The organism is Lactobacillus sp. HMSC08B12 (assembly GCF_001808415.1).
Lineage (GTDB): Bacteria > Bacillota > Bacilli > Lactobacillales > Lactobacillaceae > Lactobacillus > Lactobacillus delbrueckii.
The window spans coordinates 1-15622 of record NZ_KV793134.1; the positions used below are offsets into that span (position 1 = coordinate 1).

General features: G+C 51.1%; 14 protein-coding genes, 1 tRNA gene and 2 pseudogenes. All 17 read right to left on the reverse strand.

The genetic code is table 11. The annotated features are described in order from the left end of the window. Positions 1–12: 12 nt before the first annotated feature. Entirely contained in the window at positions 13–219 is a 207-nt protein-coding gene (locus HMPREF3168_RS03890; RefSeq protein WP_003613137.1) for a hypothetical protein, read from the reverse strand. Between the two features lie 65 nt (positions 220–284). After that, positions 285–1169: a YitT family protein gene (locus HMPREF3168_RS03895; protein ID WP_003613139.1), complete on the reverse strand. Its 885-nt coding sequence runs from the start codon at positions 1167–1169 to the stop codon at positions 285–287. Positions 1170–1380: 211 nt separating this feature from the next. Further along, positions 1381–2529 (reverse strand): annotated as a pseudogene (locus HMPREF3168_RS10445) (IS66 family transposase). A 129-nt stretch (positions 2530–2658) separates the two neighbouring features. After that, positions 2659–3843, reverse strand: coding sequence for an aminotransferase class I/II-fold pyridoxal phosphate-dependent enzyme (locus HMPREF3168_RS03910; protein WP_070488551.1), 1185 nt, complete (start codon positions 3841–3843; stop codon positions 2659–2661). Positions 3844–4024: 181 nt separating this feature from the next. Then, positions 4025–5335 (reverse strand): diaminopimelate decarboxylase, encoded by a 1311-nt coding sequence (gene lysA / locus HMPREF3168_RS03915; protein WP_003613129.1) that lies wholly within the window; start codon positions 5333–5335, stop codon positions 4025–4027. A gap of 158 nt (positions 5336–5493) precedes the next feature. Continuing rightward, a tRNA-Gln gene (locus tag HMPREF3168_RS03920) sits at positions 5494–5565 on the reverse strand. Between the two features lie 128 nt (positions 5566–5693). Then, a complete protein-coding gene (locus HMPREF3168_RS03925) occupies positions 5694–6428 on the reverse strand; it encodes a hypothetical protein (RefSeq protein ID WP_013439698.1) in 735 nt (244 codons plus the stop codon). Between the two features lie 149 nt (positions 6429–6577). Then, positions 6578–6862 (reverse strand): Rib/alpha-like domain-containing protein, encoded by a 285-nt coding sequence (locus HMPREF3168_RS03930; RefSeq protein ID WP_070488553.1) that lies wholly within the window; start codon positions 6860–6862, stop codon positions 6578–6580. A gap of 63 nt (positions 6863–6925) precedes the next feature. After that, positions 6926–7057, reverse strand: coding sequence for a hypothetical protein (locus tag HMPREF3168_RS10920; RefSeq protein WP_016396520.1), 132 nt, complete (start codon positions 7055–7057; stop codon positions 6926–6928). A 233-nt stretch (positions 7058–7290) separates the two neighbouring features. Next, positions 7291–7392, reverse strand: a pseudogene (locus HMPREF3168_RS10980) (hypothetical protein); the annotation flags it as partial. Beyond that, entirely contained in the window at positions 7389–7613 is a 225-nt protein-coding gene (locus HMPREF3168_RS03940; RefSeq protein WP_246825675.1) for a Rib/alpha-like domain-containing protein, read from the reverse strand. The gene HMPREF3168_RS03940 and the pseudogene HMPREF3168_RS10980, both read right to left, overlap by 4 nt. Before the next feature lie 345 nt (positions 7614–7958). Further along, a complete protein-coding gene (locus HMPREF3168_RS03945; protein WP_070488557.1) occupies positions 7959–8855 on the reverse strand; it encodes an aldose 1-epimerase family protein in 897 nt (298 codons plus the stop codon). 85 nt (positions 8856–8940) lie between these two features. Continuing rightward, positions 8941–10335, reverse strand: coding sequence for an ATP-dependent protease ATPase subunit HslU (hslU, locus tag HMPREF3168_RS03950; RefSeq protein ID WP_070488559.1), 1395 nt, complete (start codon positions 10333–10335; stop codon positions 8941–8943). A 2-nt stretch (positions 10336–10337) separates the two neighbouring features. Next, entirely contained in the window at positions 10338–10871 is a 534-nt protein-coding gene (hslV, locus tag HMPREF3168_RS03955; protein WP_003613136.1) for an ATP-dependent protease subunit HslV, read from the reverse strand. A gap of 108 nt (positions 10872–10979) precedes the next feature. Continuing rightward, a complete protein-coding gene (gene xerC / locus HMPREF3168_RS03960) occupies positions 10980–11867 on the reverse strand; it encodes a tyrosine recombinase XerC (RefSeq protein ID WP_070488561.1) in 888 nt (295 codons plus the stop codon). Further along, a complete protein-coding gene (trmFO, locus tag HMPREF3168_RS03965; protein ID WP_070488563.1) occupies positions 11867–13186 on the reverse strand; it encodes a methylenetetrahydrofolate--tRNA-(uracil(54)-C(5))-methyltransferase (FADH(2)-oxidizing) TrmFO in 1320 nt (439 codons plus the stop codon). Before trmFO ends, xerC begins: the two co-directional genes overlap by 1 nt. A 131-nt stretch (positions 13187–13317) precedes the next feature. After that, entirely contained in the window at positions 13318–15492 is a 2175-nt protein-coding gene (topA, locus tag HMPREF3168_RS03970; RefSeq protein WP_070488566.1) for a type I DNA topoisomerase, read from the reverse strand. Positions 15493–15622: the final 130 nt, after the last annotated feature.

Sequence of the window (15622 nt, forward strand, 5' to 3'; positions counted from 1 at the left end):
AATTAATACTTTTTAACAGTCACAACCGTTCTCGCGCAAGCTGTCAGTTACGCTGAAGACGTAAAAATACTCTGACCGCTTGTCTGGACTGGTCTTAGTCATCAGCAGCTTGACATTGTGGTGTCCATGCTGTTTAGCGTAAGTAGTGGCGATCTCAGTCGCCAAATCCAAGCCTATATATTTTGGTTGATAGCGGCTATTGTCCCTTTCATCTGGCATCTATTTCACCACCTCACTTAACTTTCATAACACAAGTATAATTTGTCTTTAATATTTCTCAATAGCTAAACGACTTCTTGTTCTCTAAATCTGCCATAAACTTTCTGGACTTCCGTGACACTCATGAAGACAAAGGGGTCACATTTTTCTACTGTGGTCCGGATGTCGTAGAGGTCGTAAGTGTCGATAATGGTTAAAAGGACGGTCTTTTCAGTATGCCCGTAGGCCCCTTCCACGTCGTGGAAGATAGTGATCCCGCGGTGCATCTTTTCTTGAATTCCTTCGATGATAGCATTGGGATGTTCAGTAACAATCATTACCTGCAGCTTGTTGTGCTGAGTGTAGACTGAGTCGATGAAGCGGCCGTTGATGAAAATGTTCAAGGCCGTGTAGAGGGCTCTGGACCAGTCAAAGAGAAAACCAGCGATCAAAACGATGATCAAGTTGATCAAGATATTGAACTTGCCGTAGTTCATACCAGTTTTCTTCCTGACCACGATACCTAAGATGTCCAAACCACCCGTAGAGATCCCACTCTTCAAAGCCATACCAGTGCCGATCCCGTTGACTGCTGCCCCGAAAATGGCGCAGAGGATAGGGTCCAGGCTAACTTGGGTCGGTTGGATGAAACGCATCATGATCGCGGACATAGCAACCGCGAAGATGGTGTAGCCGGTAAACTCACGGCCGATCTTGAACCAAGCTAGGATAAAGAGGGGTACGTTCAAGGCAAAGTACATCACTTCTGTTGGGATGGTAAATGGCATGTAGCGGCTGGTCACAGTGTTGACGATCTGCGCGAAGCCGGTGATCCCGGAAGAATAGATGTGGCCGGGATGCCAGAAGAAGTTCAGGGCTACGGCAACCATAACTGAGTATAGAATTGCCGTCCCGATTTTTACCAAAAAGCCGTAATTGCGTGAAAATCGATTTAAATCAAACAGCTTCATTTTTCTGCTTTCCTTTCCGTTGTAACAGGATCAGTAGCTATTGGCTACTGGCCTTGCCCCGCCTATATAAGAAGACAAAGCGATGAATATCCTTATTTATGATACAGCTTTTTCATAAATCATTGGGGCTTTCCCAACAATTTTTGTAAGTACCCAATAGCAGAGTATATTAAAATCCCATCCTAGCAATGCTAAGATGGGATTAATCAGTTTATGGGACTTTACTTACAGTGGAGTTGAACATCCTCAGCCCATGGTAAATAGGCTTCCAGACGCTGAATGACAGCTCATTGGGCAGCTTGTCTAGAAGATAGTTGATGTATTTGAATTGATCCAAGCCATTTTGTTTGGCGGTTTCGAGTATGCTCATAATGATTGCCATGGATTTGGCGCCTGTACTGCTCTGTGAAAAGAGCCAGTTCTTGCGTCCCATGACGATCTCTTTGACTGCTCGTTCTGCTCTGTTGTTGGACAGTTCAAGGCGACTATCTTTTAGAACGTTTATGAACTTGTCCATGTGCTTCATGCAATACTTGAAGGCTGTCCCCAGCTTACCGGAAGGCAACACGGAGATTGATTTCTTGGAGCACCAGTCGGAAAACTTCCCTAGCAGAGGCTTTAATTCGGACTGGCGCTTTTCGTATCTCTCTTCAGCGGAAAGGTCTTCCCAGGCGCGCTCCAGGCTAAACATTTGACTACAGTAGTTGATCCCTTGATTAGCACCGAAGTCGCGTCGGACTCTATAGCCTTGTCTTTAGGCAAGATATTGATCACAATGAAGGTATCCGCTGAAGCCTGCCAGGAAATCCCATGCTTCGGCGCCTTTTCGTGATCCATGGTGATACAGGACAATCGGCTTCTCGGCATGCTTGCCTGACAAGAAGGTCCAGACGTAGTCTTTAGCTCTTTCACTGTCTAAGACTCGATATGGCGTCTCATCTGAGTGAATTACATCCTGCTTTAGCAGCTCTTTTCTCAAGAGTTCGTAAAGGCTGGAGAGGTAGTACTCGCAGACCTTGATATGCCAATTAAAAACCGTCTTGTGATCAAGCGGAAGGCCCATACGCCGTAAGTCTTTCTCTTGCCGGTAGGCAGGAAACTTGAGAACGTACTTCTGATAGATAGTATTTGAGATCAAAGAAGCTGAGCCAAGACTGTTGGTTAACGGAGCCTTAGGTACAGGTGCTTTAATAATCTTGTCAGCTGGTGCCTCATCACTGCAGTGCTGGCACTTGTAAGAGTGCTGAATATGATCGATTCTCTTAACTTGGGCTGGAATGTAGAGCAGCTTTTTTCTGGCACAGAAGCTGCCGATCTCTTTCAGCTCGTGCTGGCAGTCTGGACAAGTAAGATCATCCAAACGATGATGAACCTCCTCGCCCGGCAGAGAATCTAAGATGTCTTGCTTTTTACCGACTTGCTTGCGTCTCTTATAGGTAACTTAAACTTCCCACTTACAAAAGTGGGAAGTTTAAGTTAATAAAAATTATTATTCTGCTTCCACAAACTTGGTAATCCGCTTGAGAGCCTCTTTTAAGACTTCATCGCTGGAAGCGTAGGACATGCGGACATAGCCGGCCCCGCCAGCCCCAAAGTAGCTGCCCGGGATCACGCCGACTCTGGCATCCTTTGCCAAGGCCTTGGCAAAGCCGACGTCGTCACCCTGGTACTTTTCAGGAATCTTGGCAAAGATGTAGAAGGCCCCGCGCGGCAAAGCCATGTCAAAACCCAGCTTCTTCAAGCCCTTTTCCATGAAGTTGACCCGGCGCTGGTAGATATCTCTGAATTCCTTCGGGTCATCCAGACCGTTGGTCAAGGCTTCAATGGCCGCAGCTTGCACGTTGTTGGTCACGACCGTGATCATGAAGTCGTTCATCTTGCGGACGCTGGCCATGATTTCAGCTGGCCCGCAGATATAGCCCAGCCGCCAGCCAGTCATGGCGTGGGACTTGGACAGACCGGAAATAAAGATGGTTCTGTCTGGAATGTAAGTAGCCAAAGAGTAGTGCTTGGCATCCCCGTAGATCAGTTCGGAGTAGATTTCATCACTGATCGCGTACATGTGGTGCTTCTTGATAACTTCAGCCAGGCCTTCGATAACTTCCTTAGGGTAGGTTACCCCGGTCGGGTTGGTCGGGTCGTTCAGCATAACAGCCTTAATCCCCTTGCCTTCCCGTTCAATGACTTCTTCCAGCTTTTCCGGGGTCAAAATAAAGCCGGTGTCTGAAGTGTCGACTTCAACTGGAGTAGCCCCAGTCAAGCAGACCAGCTGCATGTACATGGACCAGACTGGAGTAGGCACGATCACCTTGTCGCCATCGTTCAAAAGGGCGGACAAGCTGCAGTTCAAGGCTTCGGTTGCCCCGACCGTGACGGTGATTTCACTCGCCGGGTCATAGTCAACCCCGGTCACGCCCTTAACGTACTTGCTGATGGCCTGGAGCAGTTCCGGCTTGCCTGACTGCGGGCCGTAGTGACTGTCATTGTTTTCAATGTCCCGGATCGCTGCCTGCTTGATGTGTTCCGGGGTATTTAAGTCCGGTTCACCCAGGGTCAGCTTGACAACATCATCGAACTGGGAAACATACTTGTCAAAACGGCGGATATCTGAAGGAACCACGGCGTCGAGCTTGTGGTTGATAATCGGCAGTAAATCTTGCGCTAATTTTGGCATTGGAAAAAACCTCTTAATTCAAATCAAAAAGAACAGCAACTTAACATTTAAGCCTATTTTAGCATAGTTTGTTAAGGAAAGCGGCAGATATAGCTAACTTTGTCCATTTTTCCTCAAATTAAAAATTATTTTCTTAATTCTATACCAGGCAAAAGTTTATTTTGTTAAAAATGTCCCGGGATTATTTTTGATATTTTAAGTCGTTGGCAATCAAATCGTCATAGCTTTCCCGCTTGATCACCAGCTGGTCAACCCCGTCCTCGGCAAAAACCACGGCCGGACGCGGATTGCGGTTGTAGTTTGAGGCCATGGAATAGCCATAGGCGCCGGTACTTAAGAGGGCAACTACGTCACCTGGTTCGGTTTTTGGTAAAGGACAAGACTTGATCAAGATATCCCCGCTTTCGCAGTACTTGCCGACCAGGTTGACCCTTTCTTCATCTTCTGCCTGAGGGCGGTCAGCAACAACGGCTGAATATTCTGCCTGGTAAAGAGCTGGGCGGATATTGTCCCCCATCCCCCCGTCAAGGGCGACATAGCTCGGGTAGCCAGGCAGGTCCTTTCTTGAGCCGACAGTATAAAGGCTAAAGCCCGCAGGGCCGACGATCGACCGGCCTGGTTCAATCCAGATGGCCGGCAATTTCAAATTGTTTTCCTGACACTTGCTTTTGACTTCTTTAACAATGGCCCGGACGAATTCTTCAGCCGGAAGCGGCTGGTCCTGGTCAGTATAGTGGATGCCAAAGCCGCCCCCCACATTCAAGATGTCCGTTTCATAGCCGTATTTCTCTTTCCAGGCACTAGCCAGCTGGCAGAGCTTGTCTGCGCAGCCCACGAAGCCCCGGACGTCAAAAATTTGCGAGCCAATGTGGGCGTGAATGCCGGCCATCTTCATCCGCGGATTGGCCAGGACCAGTTCCAGGGCCCGGTCAGCCTGGCCGCTTTCCATATCAAAGCCAAACTTGGAGTCCACCTGGCCAGTCTGGATATATTCGTTGGTGTGGGCGCTGATGCCGGGGGTAACCCGGAGCATGACCTTGCTGCTTGCGTCTTTTTCTTCCAAAATCTGGCTGAGCAAGTCAATTTCATGGAAGTTGTCCAAAATAATGACCCCGACTCCCTGGTCAACAGCCATTTCCAGTTCTGCCCGGCTCTTGTTGTTGCCGTGGAAACTCACCTTGTCCATAGGAAAGCCCGCCTTCATGGCCGTCCAGAGTTCCCCGCCAGAGACGACGTCGGTGTGGCCGCCTTCTTCATTGATGACCTGGTAAATGGCCAGGCAGGAAAAGGCCTTTGAAGCATAGCTGACTTCATAGTCTACCCCTTCTTCTTCAAAGACCCGCTTAAAGGCCCGGATTGCCTGGCGGATTTTCCCCACGTCAAAAACCTGCAGGGGGGTCTGGTACCTGGCCGCCAGTTCCAGGGCATCTACCCCGGCAATCTGCAGGTGGCCGGCTTGATTGACATCGCTTGCTTTAATTAATCCGTTCACGCTTTTACCTCAGCTTTTTTTCTAAAAAAATTAATCAACTTAACTAATAAGTTTAGCCTTCTCCACCTGCCTGGTCAAGGCAGACAAGCTGAGAAAAGAAAAGGGCAAGAAAGATAGAAAAAACAAAAAAGACACCCGACTGGGTGTCTTCCTCACAATTGCGTTAGCTGGATTCGAACCAGCGCATGACGGTACCAAAAACCGTTGCCTTACCACTTGGCTATAACGCAATCTTCAATTCAACCAAGGGACGGCTCCTCGCATCCCCCGACCAAGTAATATCATACTTAGCTTTTTAACTCTTGGCAAGCCTTTTTTTACAAAAAATTTGCCTTAGCCAAGATTCACTTTAAAAAGATTAACCATTAACCAGCTTTTTGACCTTTTTCTCAGCCTTCAAGGCTTCAAAATAAGCCCGTTCTTCTTTCACGTTGCCCAAGGCAATCGTTCCCCGCTTCTGGTTGATGCTCAAGTCATCGATAATCGCATCGACCAGCTCCCAGAAATAGGGACTGACAGCGGCTAAGTCATCGCTCTCCCCTACGCAGAGGTGGGCTGCCTGGCTCATCAAGAGCCAGGCTCGGCCGGCTTCTTTCTGCATCTTCTGGTGGCCCTTCTCCAGGGTCTGCCGGGAACTGAGTTCCAGGCGCTGAGCCTGCTTTTGAAAGTCTTCTTCACATTCTTCTTCCACTGCCAGGGCAAAAACGATCACTTCGCCCAGGGCCCGGCTGGCAAAAGCAAAGTAGCCTTCCCCACCCTTTTCCCGGCTGGCCACTAAAGCTGCCCGCAGCTGATTCAAAAGGGGGGCAAAGTCCGTCGCCGGGTCGAGCTGGCTGCTGGAAAGGCTGGCGTAAAAGGCCGCCTGCTGGTCCCCTTCTTCTGCTAAGGCCAGATACAGCTGCCTGGCCTGCTTGAAGCGCTTGGCCCGGTAGGCCTGCTTGGCTTCAGCATAAATCTCCGCCTGGTCGGCAAGGTCAAATTGCCGGCGCAACTGGTCAGCTGAATAGGCTGCCCCACAGGTCTGGCAGACAAAACGGCTGCCTTCTTTTAACAAATCTCTTTGCCCGCAAAGCTCACACTTGATTTTTCTCATTGGCCATTTCCCCATGTTGACTTAATTTATCGGCGACTTGTAACCGCTTACTAGTCGATATTATAGCAAAAGTTTGTGAAAAACACAGATTAAAAAACAAAAAATCAAGACCCATTTTGGTCTTGATTTAAAGAATGATGTTAATAAACTTAGTTGCTCTGCGTGCTTTCTGCTCCCGGGGCAACCTCAATCATGAATTCTGAACTGGTCCAGGTCGACTTGTCCGGGTATGTGACCTTAATCTGGGTCTTGTAGCTGCCGGCCTTGGCAAAGTCTGGCACCGTCAGGTAGCTAGCCTGACTGCCAGCTGGCGGGGAGGCGAAGTTGGCAATCAAGCTGGAAGCCGCGATTGCCTTGCCCACTTGGGTTTTAGCGGCTAATAAGACAGGGGTGTAGCGGGATGAGTCAGCAGGATTATTGACAGTTACCGTCAAAAAGGCACTGGTCTCCTTGCTCTTCTTCGGCAGGCTGGAGAGGTTAGTTACCGTTAGTTACCGTTAGTTACCGTTAGTTACCAGCTGGCCTGGTGACAGTTTCTGCCCTAAAGTTACCTGCCCTGGACGGACCTTGACCTGGTAGCGGGCCTTGTCAGTCTGCCGCTTAACCGTGACCTTAACAAATCTTGTCACTTCCCAGCTCTTATCCGGGTAAGTTACTTTGACTGCAAGCAGGTAAGTCCCAGCCTGCTTGGTGTTGATCTTTTGCGAGAGCTGGTTCCCTTCTTCGGCAGGGACTTGGCGTTTTTAATTAAGGACTTGGCTGTTAATTTCGCCCCATAAGCGACGATCTGGCCCTTGTCTTTCTGCCGCTTGACCGTCACTTTAACCTGCCGGGTGTATTCCTGGCTCTTGTCTGGGTAGGTGACCAAAACGGCCGCGTAGTAGCTCCCGGCCCGCTTGAAGTTTGGCACTCGGGCAAAGCGGAAACTGGTCTTCTTAGGCAGTTTTGCCCGGTTGGTGATCAGGCGCTTGGACTTCTTGCTCTTCTTATTAGCTTTTTATGCTTTTTGACCGTCTTCTTCGCCTTCCAGGTATGTTCATAAACGCTGACGGTTACTTCCTGGCTGGTCTCCATTGAATTGTCCGGATAAAGCAGGCGGATCCAGGTCTTATATGTCCCCGCCTTGGCGAAATTGGGCTCGGGCACGAATTCATAAACCGTATTAGCCGGCAAGGCTTTTAGCATTCTTGACCAGCTCCTGGGCAATCCGGTATTCGCCTTCCCGTACCTAAAAGTTTCTAACTTCTGGATTATATTCATCTGCCTGGCTGGCTTGGCTTTCCTAGCCGGCCAAAAGTCAAAGGGACATAAGGGCAGCGGCCGTTAGGACGCTATATAGCTTCGTCATTTTTTATTCCTCCAAAACATAATTCAAACACTTTTTTGCAAGCACATACTTTATAAGTTAATTATAGTCCAAATCGTTTTATTTTTGTGTCCGCTTTCAGAATGTTTGGCCAGCTTTTTCCCATAAAAAAAGCTGCCAGAATCTGGCAGCTCATGCAAAAAATTATCTTTACTTTCTAACTCTTATTTGCTCTGGACCTTGCTGTGGAAGGACATGCGGAAGCTGGCTTCGAAGTCTTCCCCGCTTGCCAGCCGGTTCATCCCCTTCTTATCTTCCAGGTCCCCGTCAGTATCGGTAAGGTCAGCGATCCCCCACCATGGTTCGATACAGACGTAATCAGCCGTCTTTGGGTACTGGGACCAGATGCCCACGTAAGGAGCTGAATCAGTTCTGACATTGATGTGGAAGCGGCTGGTTTCCGTCTTGATGGAGAACTTGTTGTCCGGGTGCCGCATCACCAGCACCATGGCATCATCCTTAAAGAGATCGTCAGTGATCGTGATCAAGGATTCAGTTGGGGCCAGGAACCGCTTTTCCCAGTTGAGCAGGCCGCCTTCCAGCGGCACCTGCACCCGGGGCTTAGCCGGGTTGACCTGCAGGTAGAAGTCATCCTTCTTGACCCGGTCTTCAACCGGCAAGGCAAAGCCCGGGTGGCCGCCGACACCGAAGATCATGTCCCCTTCACCCTTGTTAGTGACGTGGAAGCTTTCCTTGATCATGTTGTTCAAAAGCTCATAGCTGACCCGGAATTCAAACTTGAAGGGGTAGACAGCTCTGGTTTCTTCTGTGTCGGTCAAAAGGAAGGTCAGCTTTTCCTTAGTCTGCTCTTCCAGGGCAAATTCCATGTTGCGGGCAAAGCCGTGCTGTCCCATGTGGTAGGTCTGGCCCTGGTAGCTGTATTCATCATTCTTCAGCTTGCCCACGATCGGGAACAAGACTGGAGCATGCCGGCCCCAGACTTCCGGGTCAGCCTGCCAGATGTATTCATTGCCGATGTGCTTGCCAATGACGCTCTGCAGCTCTGCCCCGCGGCTTGATACCGTAACCTTCAGAATCTCGTTTTCGATAGTATAATCCATTATTTGCCCCTTGATACTCTTATTTTTTCTAAACTCAATCGCATTTTTACACTAATTCAGGAACAATTTGCCAAAAATCCCCCCTTTACAGGATGAACTTGGTCAGGTCCTTGTTCTTGACGATATCGCTCAATTTCTGTTCGACATAGGCCTGGGTGATGGTGATTTGCCCCATTTCCATGTCCGGCCCTTCATAGAGAACTTCTTCCAGCAGCTTCTCCAAGATCGTAGCCAGGCGGCGGGCACCTATATTGTCCGTCCCCTGGTTGACTTCAAAGGCAATTTCAGCAATCTTGTCGACTGCTTCAGCTGTGAAGACCAGGTCAACCCCGTCAGCCTTCAGCAAGGCAATGTACTGCTTCAAGAGGGAGTTTTGCGGGTCCTTTAAGATTCTGACGAAGTCATCCTTGGTCAAGGCGGCCAGCTCAACTCTGATCGGGAACCGGCCCTGCAGTTCCGGAATGAGGTCGCTCGGCTTGCTTTCAGCAAAGGCCCCGGCCGCGATAAAGAGGATATGGTCGGTTGAAAGCGGACCGTACTTAGTGCTTACGGTTGAGCCTTCAACGATCGGCAGAATGTCTCTTTGAACCCCTTCTCTTGAGACGCCGGCGGAGTTGCGCTTATCAGCCGCGGTAATCTTGTCGATTTCGTCGATGAAGATGATCCCGCTCTGCCCGGCCCGGTCCATGGCCTTTTGGTAGATATCGTCATAGTTGACCAGCTTCTTTTCTTCTTCTTGGACCAAAAGCTTTCTGGCCTGGCCGACCGGCAGGGTCCGCTTGACTTTCTTCTTAGGAAGCATGTCACCCAGCATGCTGGACATGTCCATCCCCATCTGCCCCATCATGTCGCCCATTGGGTTGGCCTTTGGAGCTTGTTCAACTTCGATGGTGACTTCTTCGTTTTCCAAAAGCCCCCGGTCCAGCTTTTCAGCCACGCTGAGTCTTTGGTTTCTGATCTCGTCAGTAACTTCTTCTGTTTCTTCCGGCATCCCGCCGCCAGCCAGCAGGCTCTGCATCATTTCCTGCATCTGCTGCATCTGGTTTTGCCGGTTGTTGCGCTTAACGCCCGGCACCAGCAGGCGGACCAGGGTCTTGTTGGCCTGGCGGATGGCCTGGCCTTCAACCTTGACAAATTCTTCTTTTTCCACGATCCGGACAGCTTCATTGGCCAGGTCCCGGACCATGGATTCAACATCCCGGCCCACGTAGCCGACTTCGGTAAACTTGGTAGCCTCAACCTTGACGAAAGGCGCGTCAACGATGTCAGCCAGGCGGCGGGCGATTTCCGTCTTCCCGACCCCGGTTGGCCCGGCCATCAAAATGTTCTTTGGCGTAATGTCCTTTTGCACGTCTTCTGGCAGCTGGGCCCGGCGGTAGCGGTTATACAGGGCGATAGCCACGGACTTCTTGGCTTCATTCTGCCCGACGATGTACTTGTCCAGCAGGTCAACGATCTGCTTTGGCGTTTTCTCTCTCATCCCTATTTTTCCTCGATTTCATCCGTAACAATCTCGTGGTCGGTAAAAACATCGATGTCCGCAGCTATATTGACTGCTTCCTTGGCGATTTCACTGGCCGTCATCCCGCTGGCATGCCGGAGCATCCCCACGGCCGCTGCCTGGGCATAGTAGCCGCCTGAGCCGATGGCCACCACGCTTTCGTCTGGTTCGAGCACTTCCCCGTTGCCGGAAATCAAGAGCAGGTCCTGGTCGTTAAAAGCAATAACCATGGCTTCCAATTTCTGCAAGGTCGGGTCTTTCCGCCAGGACTGGGCCATTTCCACGGCTGCCCGGCGTAAGTCGCCGCTGTAGCTTTCCAGCTTTCCTTCCAGCATTTCCTGCAGGCTGACGGCATCCGCCACCCCGCCGGCAAAGCCGATCACCACTTGGTCATGGTAAATGCGGCGGATCTTCTTGGCCGTGGTCTTGGCGATGATGCTCTTGCCCAGGGTCACCTGGCCGTCGCCGGCAATCGCCGTCTGGCCATTGTATTTTACTGAACAAATCGTTGTCATTTTCTTCCTCCGTTTGTTTGCTTTTCTATTGATCGCGTTATTTAAAAATCTTGCTAAAAAGCGGAAATGATTGCCGCTTTCCAAACATTTTCATAATAACACTTTTCCTCATTTTCGGGGAAAATGCTGGCGATATTCCGCCGTAAGATGCTGCATGCTGACGTGAGTATAGATCTGGGTCGTAGACAAGTCCTCATGGCCCAAGAGCTCCTGCACGCTCCTGAGGTCTGCCCCGTTGTTGAGCATGGCGGTGGCGAAGCTATGGCGGAGTTCATGGGGGTGGGCACCAGCCGTCAAGCCTGCTTTTTGAAAAATTTGCTGGACGGCTTTGGCAATCCCCCGGCTGGAAATTGGCCTACCGAGCTTGTTTAAAAAGACTGCCCCGGTATCTGGCTCATTTTTCAATAAACTTGGCCGGGCTGCCTGCAGATATTCCTCCAAGTACTTTTTGCTCTCTTGGTCAAAAAAGACATAACGGTCCTTATTGCCCTTGCCGTGCACCAAAATCATGCCGTTTTCCAGGTCAAGCTGCTTAATTTTCAAGTCAGTCAGTTCGCTCAGCCGCATCCCGGTCGCGTAAAAAAGCGCCACGATTGCCCGGTTGCGGACTGTTAACGGTTTGCCATCGTTTAGCGAGCGGATGACCTGGCCGACTTCATCTTGGTAGAAAAATTCCGGCAGCTTTTGCTTCCCTCGCCTAAGCTGAATGGCCACGGTCGGGTCAGCTTTGACCAAACCCCGCCTGGTCAAAAGTCGGTAAAAAGACTTAAGGCTGGATAATTTTCGGGATAAAGTGCTGGATGCCAGCTTTTGCCCGGTTGCCAGCAGGTAAATTTCCATGTCCCGGCGGGATATTTGATCCCAGCCTGGAAAGCCCCCGTTTTCCTGCCAGAATTTCTTAGCTGCTGCCAGGTCCTTTTGGTAGGCCAGGACGGTTTTGGGGCTGTAAGAGCGCTCATTTTTCAAGTAGGAAAGAAACTGCTCTTCAAGGGTCATTAGTCAGCCAGCTTCTCTGCCTTAAAGGCGGCCAGGGCGGCCAGGCCCCGTTCACTGATCTTTTCGTGGCGCTCGCGCTTGTTTCTGATCTTCTTGCCCTCCAGGCCCGGAATCAAAGCAAAGCTGGCGTTCATTGGCTGAAAGTGCTTGGCATCAGTGGTCGTAATGTAGTGAGCCATAGAGCCAAGGGCAGTGGTTACCGGGAATTCAACCGTCTCTTGCCCCAGGGCTTCTCTAGCCGCGTTAATCCCGGCGACCAGGCCGCTGCCGGCACTTTCCACGTAGCCTTCCACCCCGGTCATCTGGCCGGCAAAGAAGAGGCCTGGCCGCTTTTTAGCTTCATAGCTGGCCTTTAAAACTTCCGGGCTGGCCATGTAGGTGTTCCGGTGCATCTTGCCGTAGCGGACGAAGCGGGCGTTTTCCAGGCCAGGGATCATTTGGAAGACCCGCTTTTGTTCCCCGTACTTGAGGTGGGTCTGGAAGCCCACGATATTGTACATGGAGGCAGCAGCGTTGTCCTGGCGGAGCTGAACGACAGCGTAAGGAGTCTTGCCGTCCTTCGGGTTCTCCAGGCCGACTGGCTTTAAAGGACCAAAGAGCATGGTCTTGGCCCCCCGGGCCGCCATGACTTCGATCGGCATGCAGCCTTCAAAGACCTCGCTGTTTTCAAAACCGTGCATTTCAGCAGTTTCCGCGTGAACCAGGGCATTGGCAAAGCGGTCGTATTTTTCCTTGGTCATCGGGCAGTTGAGGTAGGCGGCTTCGCCCCGGTCATAACGACTCTTCTTGTAAACGATGTCCATGTCAATGGAGTCAGCCGCGATGATTGGAGCGGCCGCGTCAAAGAAGTGGAGGCTTTCGGTGCCTTCAAAGTCCTGTATCTTTTCTGCCAGGCTATCGCTGGTCAAAGGACCGGTCGCGATAACGGTGATGCCTTCACTTGGCAGGTCAGTGATTTCTTCATCGTGAATGGTCACTTCCGGCAGGCTGGTCAATTTGTCGGTCACATACTTGGAGAAAAGCTCCCGGTCAACGGCTAACGCCCCGCCGGCTGGAACCTGGCAGGCATCAGCGGCTTGCATGATCAAGGAGTCCATCTGCCGCATTTCTTCTTTCAAGAGGCCAACAGCGTTTGAAAGCTGGTTGGACCGCATGGAGTTGGTGCAGACTAATTCCGCAAAATTGCCGCTTTCATGGGCCGGAGTCATTTTCTTTGGCCGCATTTCGTACAAGTCAACCTTGATCCCTCTTTTGGCCAGCTGCCATGCTGCTTCGCTGCCGGCCAACCCGGCGCCAATTACCGTAACTTTTTCTGTCATTTGATTCAATCCTTCGCTTAAAAATTATCTACTTACCATTTTACCGAAAAAGCTTCTCCCTGCCTAATCGCACGCTCTGAGCAAAAAATGCCACCAAGGGCCTTGGTGACATCTTTGCTTTAACTTTCAACTTATTCGGCTGCTTCGTCTTGTTCTTCTATTGGCTCTTCCTTGTAGTCGCCATTCGGGCAGAGGACGACCATGCCGTCCTTGCGCTTCTTTTCGACCAGGAAGTGGCCGTCGTGCGGGCAGACCCGGCTGATCGGCTTGTCCCAGGAAACAAAGTCACAGTCTGGATAGCGGGAACAGCCATAGAATTTCCGGCCCCGCTTGGACTTCTTTTCCAAAACTTCGCCTTCCCCGCACTTCGGACAAGTCACGCCGACCTTCTTGACGATGGTCTGGGTGTGGCGGCAGTCCGGGAAACGGGAACAGCCGTAGAACTTGCCGTAGCGGCCCATCTTGACCAACATCGGGGCCCCGCAGACTTCACAATCAAAGCCAGCTGGCTGGTCCTTGATCTGGATCTTCTGGATCTCGCTGTCGGCTTTCTCCAGTTCTTTGGAGAATGGCTTGTAGTACTGGTCAACCACACTGACCCAGTCTTTCTTGCCTTCTTCGACTTCATCGAGTTCATCTTCCAGCTTGGCCGTGTAGTCAACGCTGGTGATGTCCGGGAAGAACTGCTCAACCAAGCCGTCGACGATTTCCCCCAGTTCAGTTGGCACGATTGCCCGCCCTTCCAGCTTGACATAATTCCGGGACTGGATGTTCTGGATGGTCGGCGCGTAAGTTGACGGCCGGCCAACCCCGTTTTCTTCCAGAGCCCGGACCAGGCTGGCTTCAGTATAGCGGGCCGGCGGCTGGGTGAAGTGCTGCTTGTTGTCTGACTTGGTCAGCTTGACCTCGTCGCCCTCTTCCAGGGCTGGCAGGGCCACGTTCTTTTCACTCCGGTTGTCATAAACCTTGGTGTAGCCGGCAAACTTCATAACTGACCCGCTGGCTCTGAAGGTCACCCCATTTTGGGTCAAGTCATAGCGGACCGTGTCAAAGACGGCCGGAGTCATTTCACTAGCCACAAAACGGCTCCAAATTAAGGTGTAAAGGCGGAGCTCATCCTTGGTCAAAACCTTTTCCAGGGACTTCGGTGTCCGGTAGACACTGGTCGGCCGGACAGCTTCGTGGGCATCCTGAGCGTCGCCTTGATTCTTGAAGTGGCGCTCCTTCTTGACCGCGAAGTCGCTGCCGTATTCCTCAGCGATGAACTGAGCTGCTTCCTGGCGGGCAACTGGTGAGATTCGCTTGGAGTCAGTCCTCATGTAGGTGATCAAACCGACCGTGCCTTCCTTGCCCAGGCTGATCCCTTCATACAGGTGCTGGGCAATGTTCATGGTCTTTGAAGTCCGGAAGTTCAGCCGCCGGTTGGCTTCCTGCTGCATGGTTGAAGTGGTAAACGGCGCGGCTGGCTGCCGGCGGACTTCTCTTTTAACTACCTTACTGACCGTAAACGGCTGCTTCTTGTCAAACTTAGCCAGCAGCTTCTGGACGGCCTCGTTATTTGGCAATTCCGTCTTTTTGCCTTCTTCGCCGTAAAAGCTAGCCTGGAACTTGTCCTTGCCCTTGGCAAATTCAGCGTCAATCGTCCAGTATTCAACCGGCTTGAAGGCCTTAATTTCCTTTTCCCGGTCGATAACCAGCTTCAAGGCAACAGACTGCACCCGGCCGGCTGACAGGCCCTTCTTGACCTTGGACCAGAGAATCGGCGACAAAGAGTAGCCGACCAAGCGGTCCAGGACCCGGCGGGCCTGCTGAGCGTTGACCGTGTCCATATCGATGGTCCGGGCGTGGTTGAAGGCATCCTTGACCGCGTCTTTGGTAACTTCGTTAAAGGTTACCCGGTTGGCTTCTTTTTCGTCCAGGCCTAAAACGTGGGCCACGTGCCAGGCAATAGCTTCCCCTTCCCGGTCGGGGTCGGAAGCCAGGTAGACTTTGTTGGCCTTCTTGGCTTCAGCCTTCAGTTCCTTGATGGTGTCACCCTTCCCCCGGATGGAGATGTATTTTGGCTGGTAGTCGTGGTCAATGTCGACCCCCATCTGGGACTTGGGCAAGTCCCGGATGTGCCCTTTAGAGGCGATTACGTGGTACTTCCGGCCCAGGTACTTCTCGATAGTGTGGGCCTTGGCTGGAGATTCCACGATAACCAGGTCTTTTTTAACCTTGCTCTTTTTCCGCTTCGGGCTGCTCTTCTTGGCAGCCGCGGTCTTTTTACTGCTCTTGCTTTTATCTTCTTTTGCTGTAGCAGGCATCAAATGCCCCTTTCACTAAATTCGAAATTAAATCTTCTTCAATATAGAAATAATTTCCGGAATTGTCAACCAAAAGAAAATTAACTTAAGGGTATCTTGAAGTAGGCGATTTCAATGTCAAAATATGTTT

What these genes read in the sequence shown, in the direction of transcription:
- HMPREF3168_RS03890 (WP_003613137.1), bottom strand. Translation starts at nt 219, where the DNA reads ATGCCAGATGAAAGGGACAATAGCCGCTATCAACCAAAATATATAGGC.
- HMPREF3168_RS03925 (WP_013439698.1), bottom strand. Translation starts at nt 6,428, where the DNA reads ATGAGAAAAATCAAGTGTGAGCTTTGCGGGCAAAGAGATTTGTTAAAA.
- hslV (WP_003613136.1), bottom strand. Translation starts at nt 10,871, where the DNA reads ATGACAACGATTTGTTCAGTAAAATACAATGGCCAGACGGCGATTGCC.
- HMPREF3168_RS03940 (WP_246825675.1), bottom strand. Translation starts at nt 7,613, where the DNA reads ATGCTAAAAGCCTTGCCGGCTAATACGGTTTATGAATTCGTGCCCGAG.
- trmFO (WP_070488563.1), bottom strand. Translation starts at nt 13,186, where the DNA reads ATGACAGAAAAAGTTACGGTAATTGGCGCCGGGTTGGCCGGCAGCGAA.
- HMPREF3168_RS03895 (WP_003613139.1), bottom strand. Translation starts at nt 1,169, where the DNA reads ATGAAGCTGTTTGATTTAAATCGATTTTCACGCAATTACGGCTTTTTG.
- HMPREF3168_RS03910 (WP_070488551.1), bottom strand. Translation starts at nt 3,843, where the DNA reads ATGCCAAAATTAGCGCAAGATTTACTGCCGATTATCAACCACAAGCTC.
- topA (WP_070488566.1), bottom strand. Translation starts at nt 15,492, where the DNA reads ATGCCTGCTACAGCAAAAGAAGATAAAAGCAAGAGCAGTAAAAAGACC.
- hslU (WP_070488559.1), bottom strand. Translation starts at nt 10,335, where the DNA reads ATGAGAGAGAAAACGCCAAAGCAGATCGTTGACCTGCTGGACAAGTAC.
- HMPREF3168_RS03945 (WP_070488557.1), bottom strand. Translation starts at nt 8,855, where the DNA reads ATGGATTATACTATCGAAAACGAGATTCTGAAGGTTACGGTATCAAGC.
- xerC (WP_070488561.1), bottom strand. Translation starts at nt 11,867, where the DNA reads ATGACCCTTGAAGAGCAGTTTCTTTCCTACTTGAAAAATGAGCGCTCT.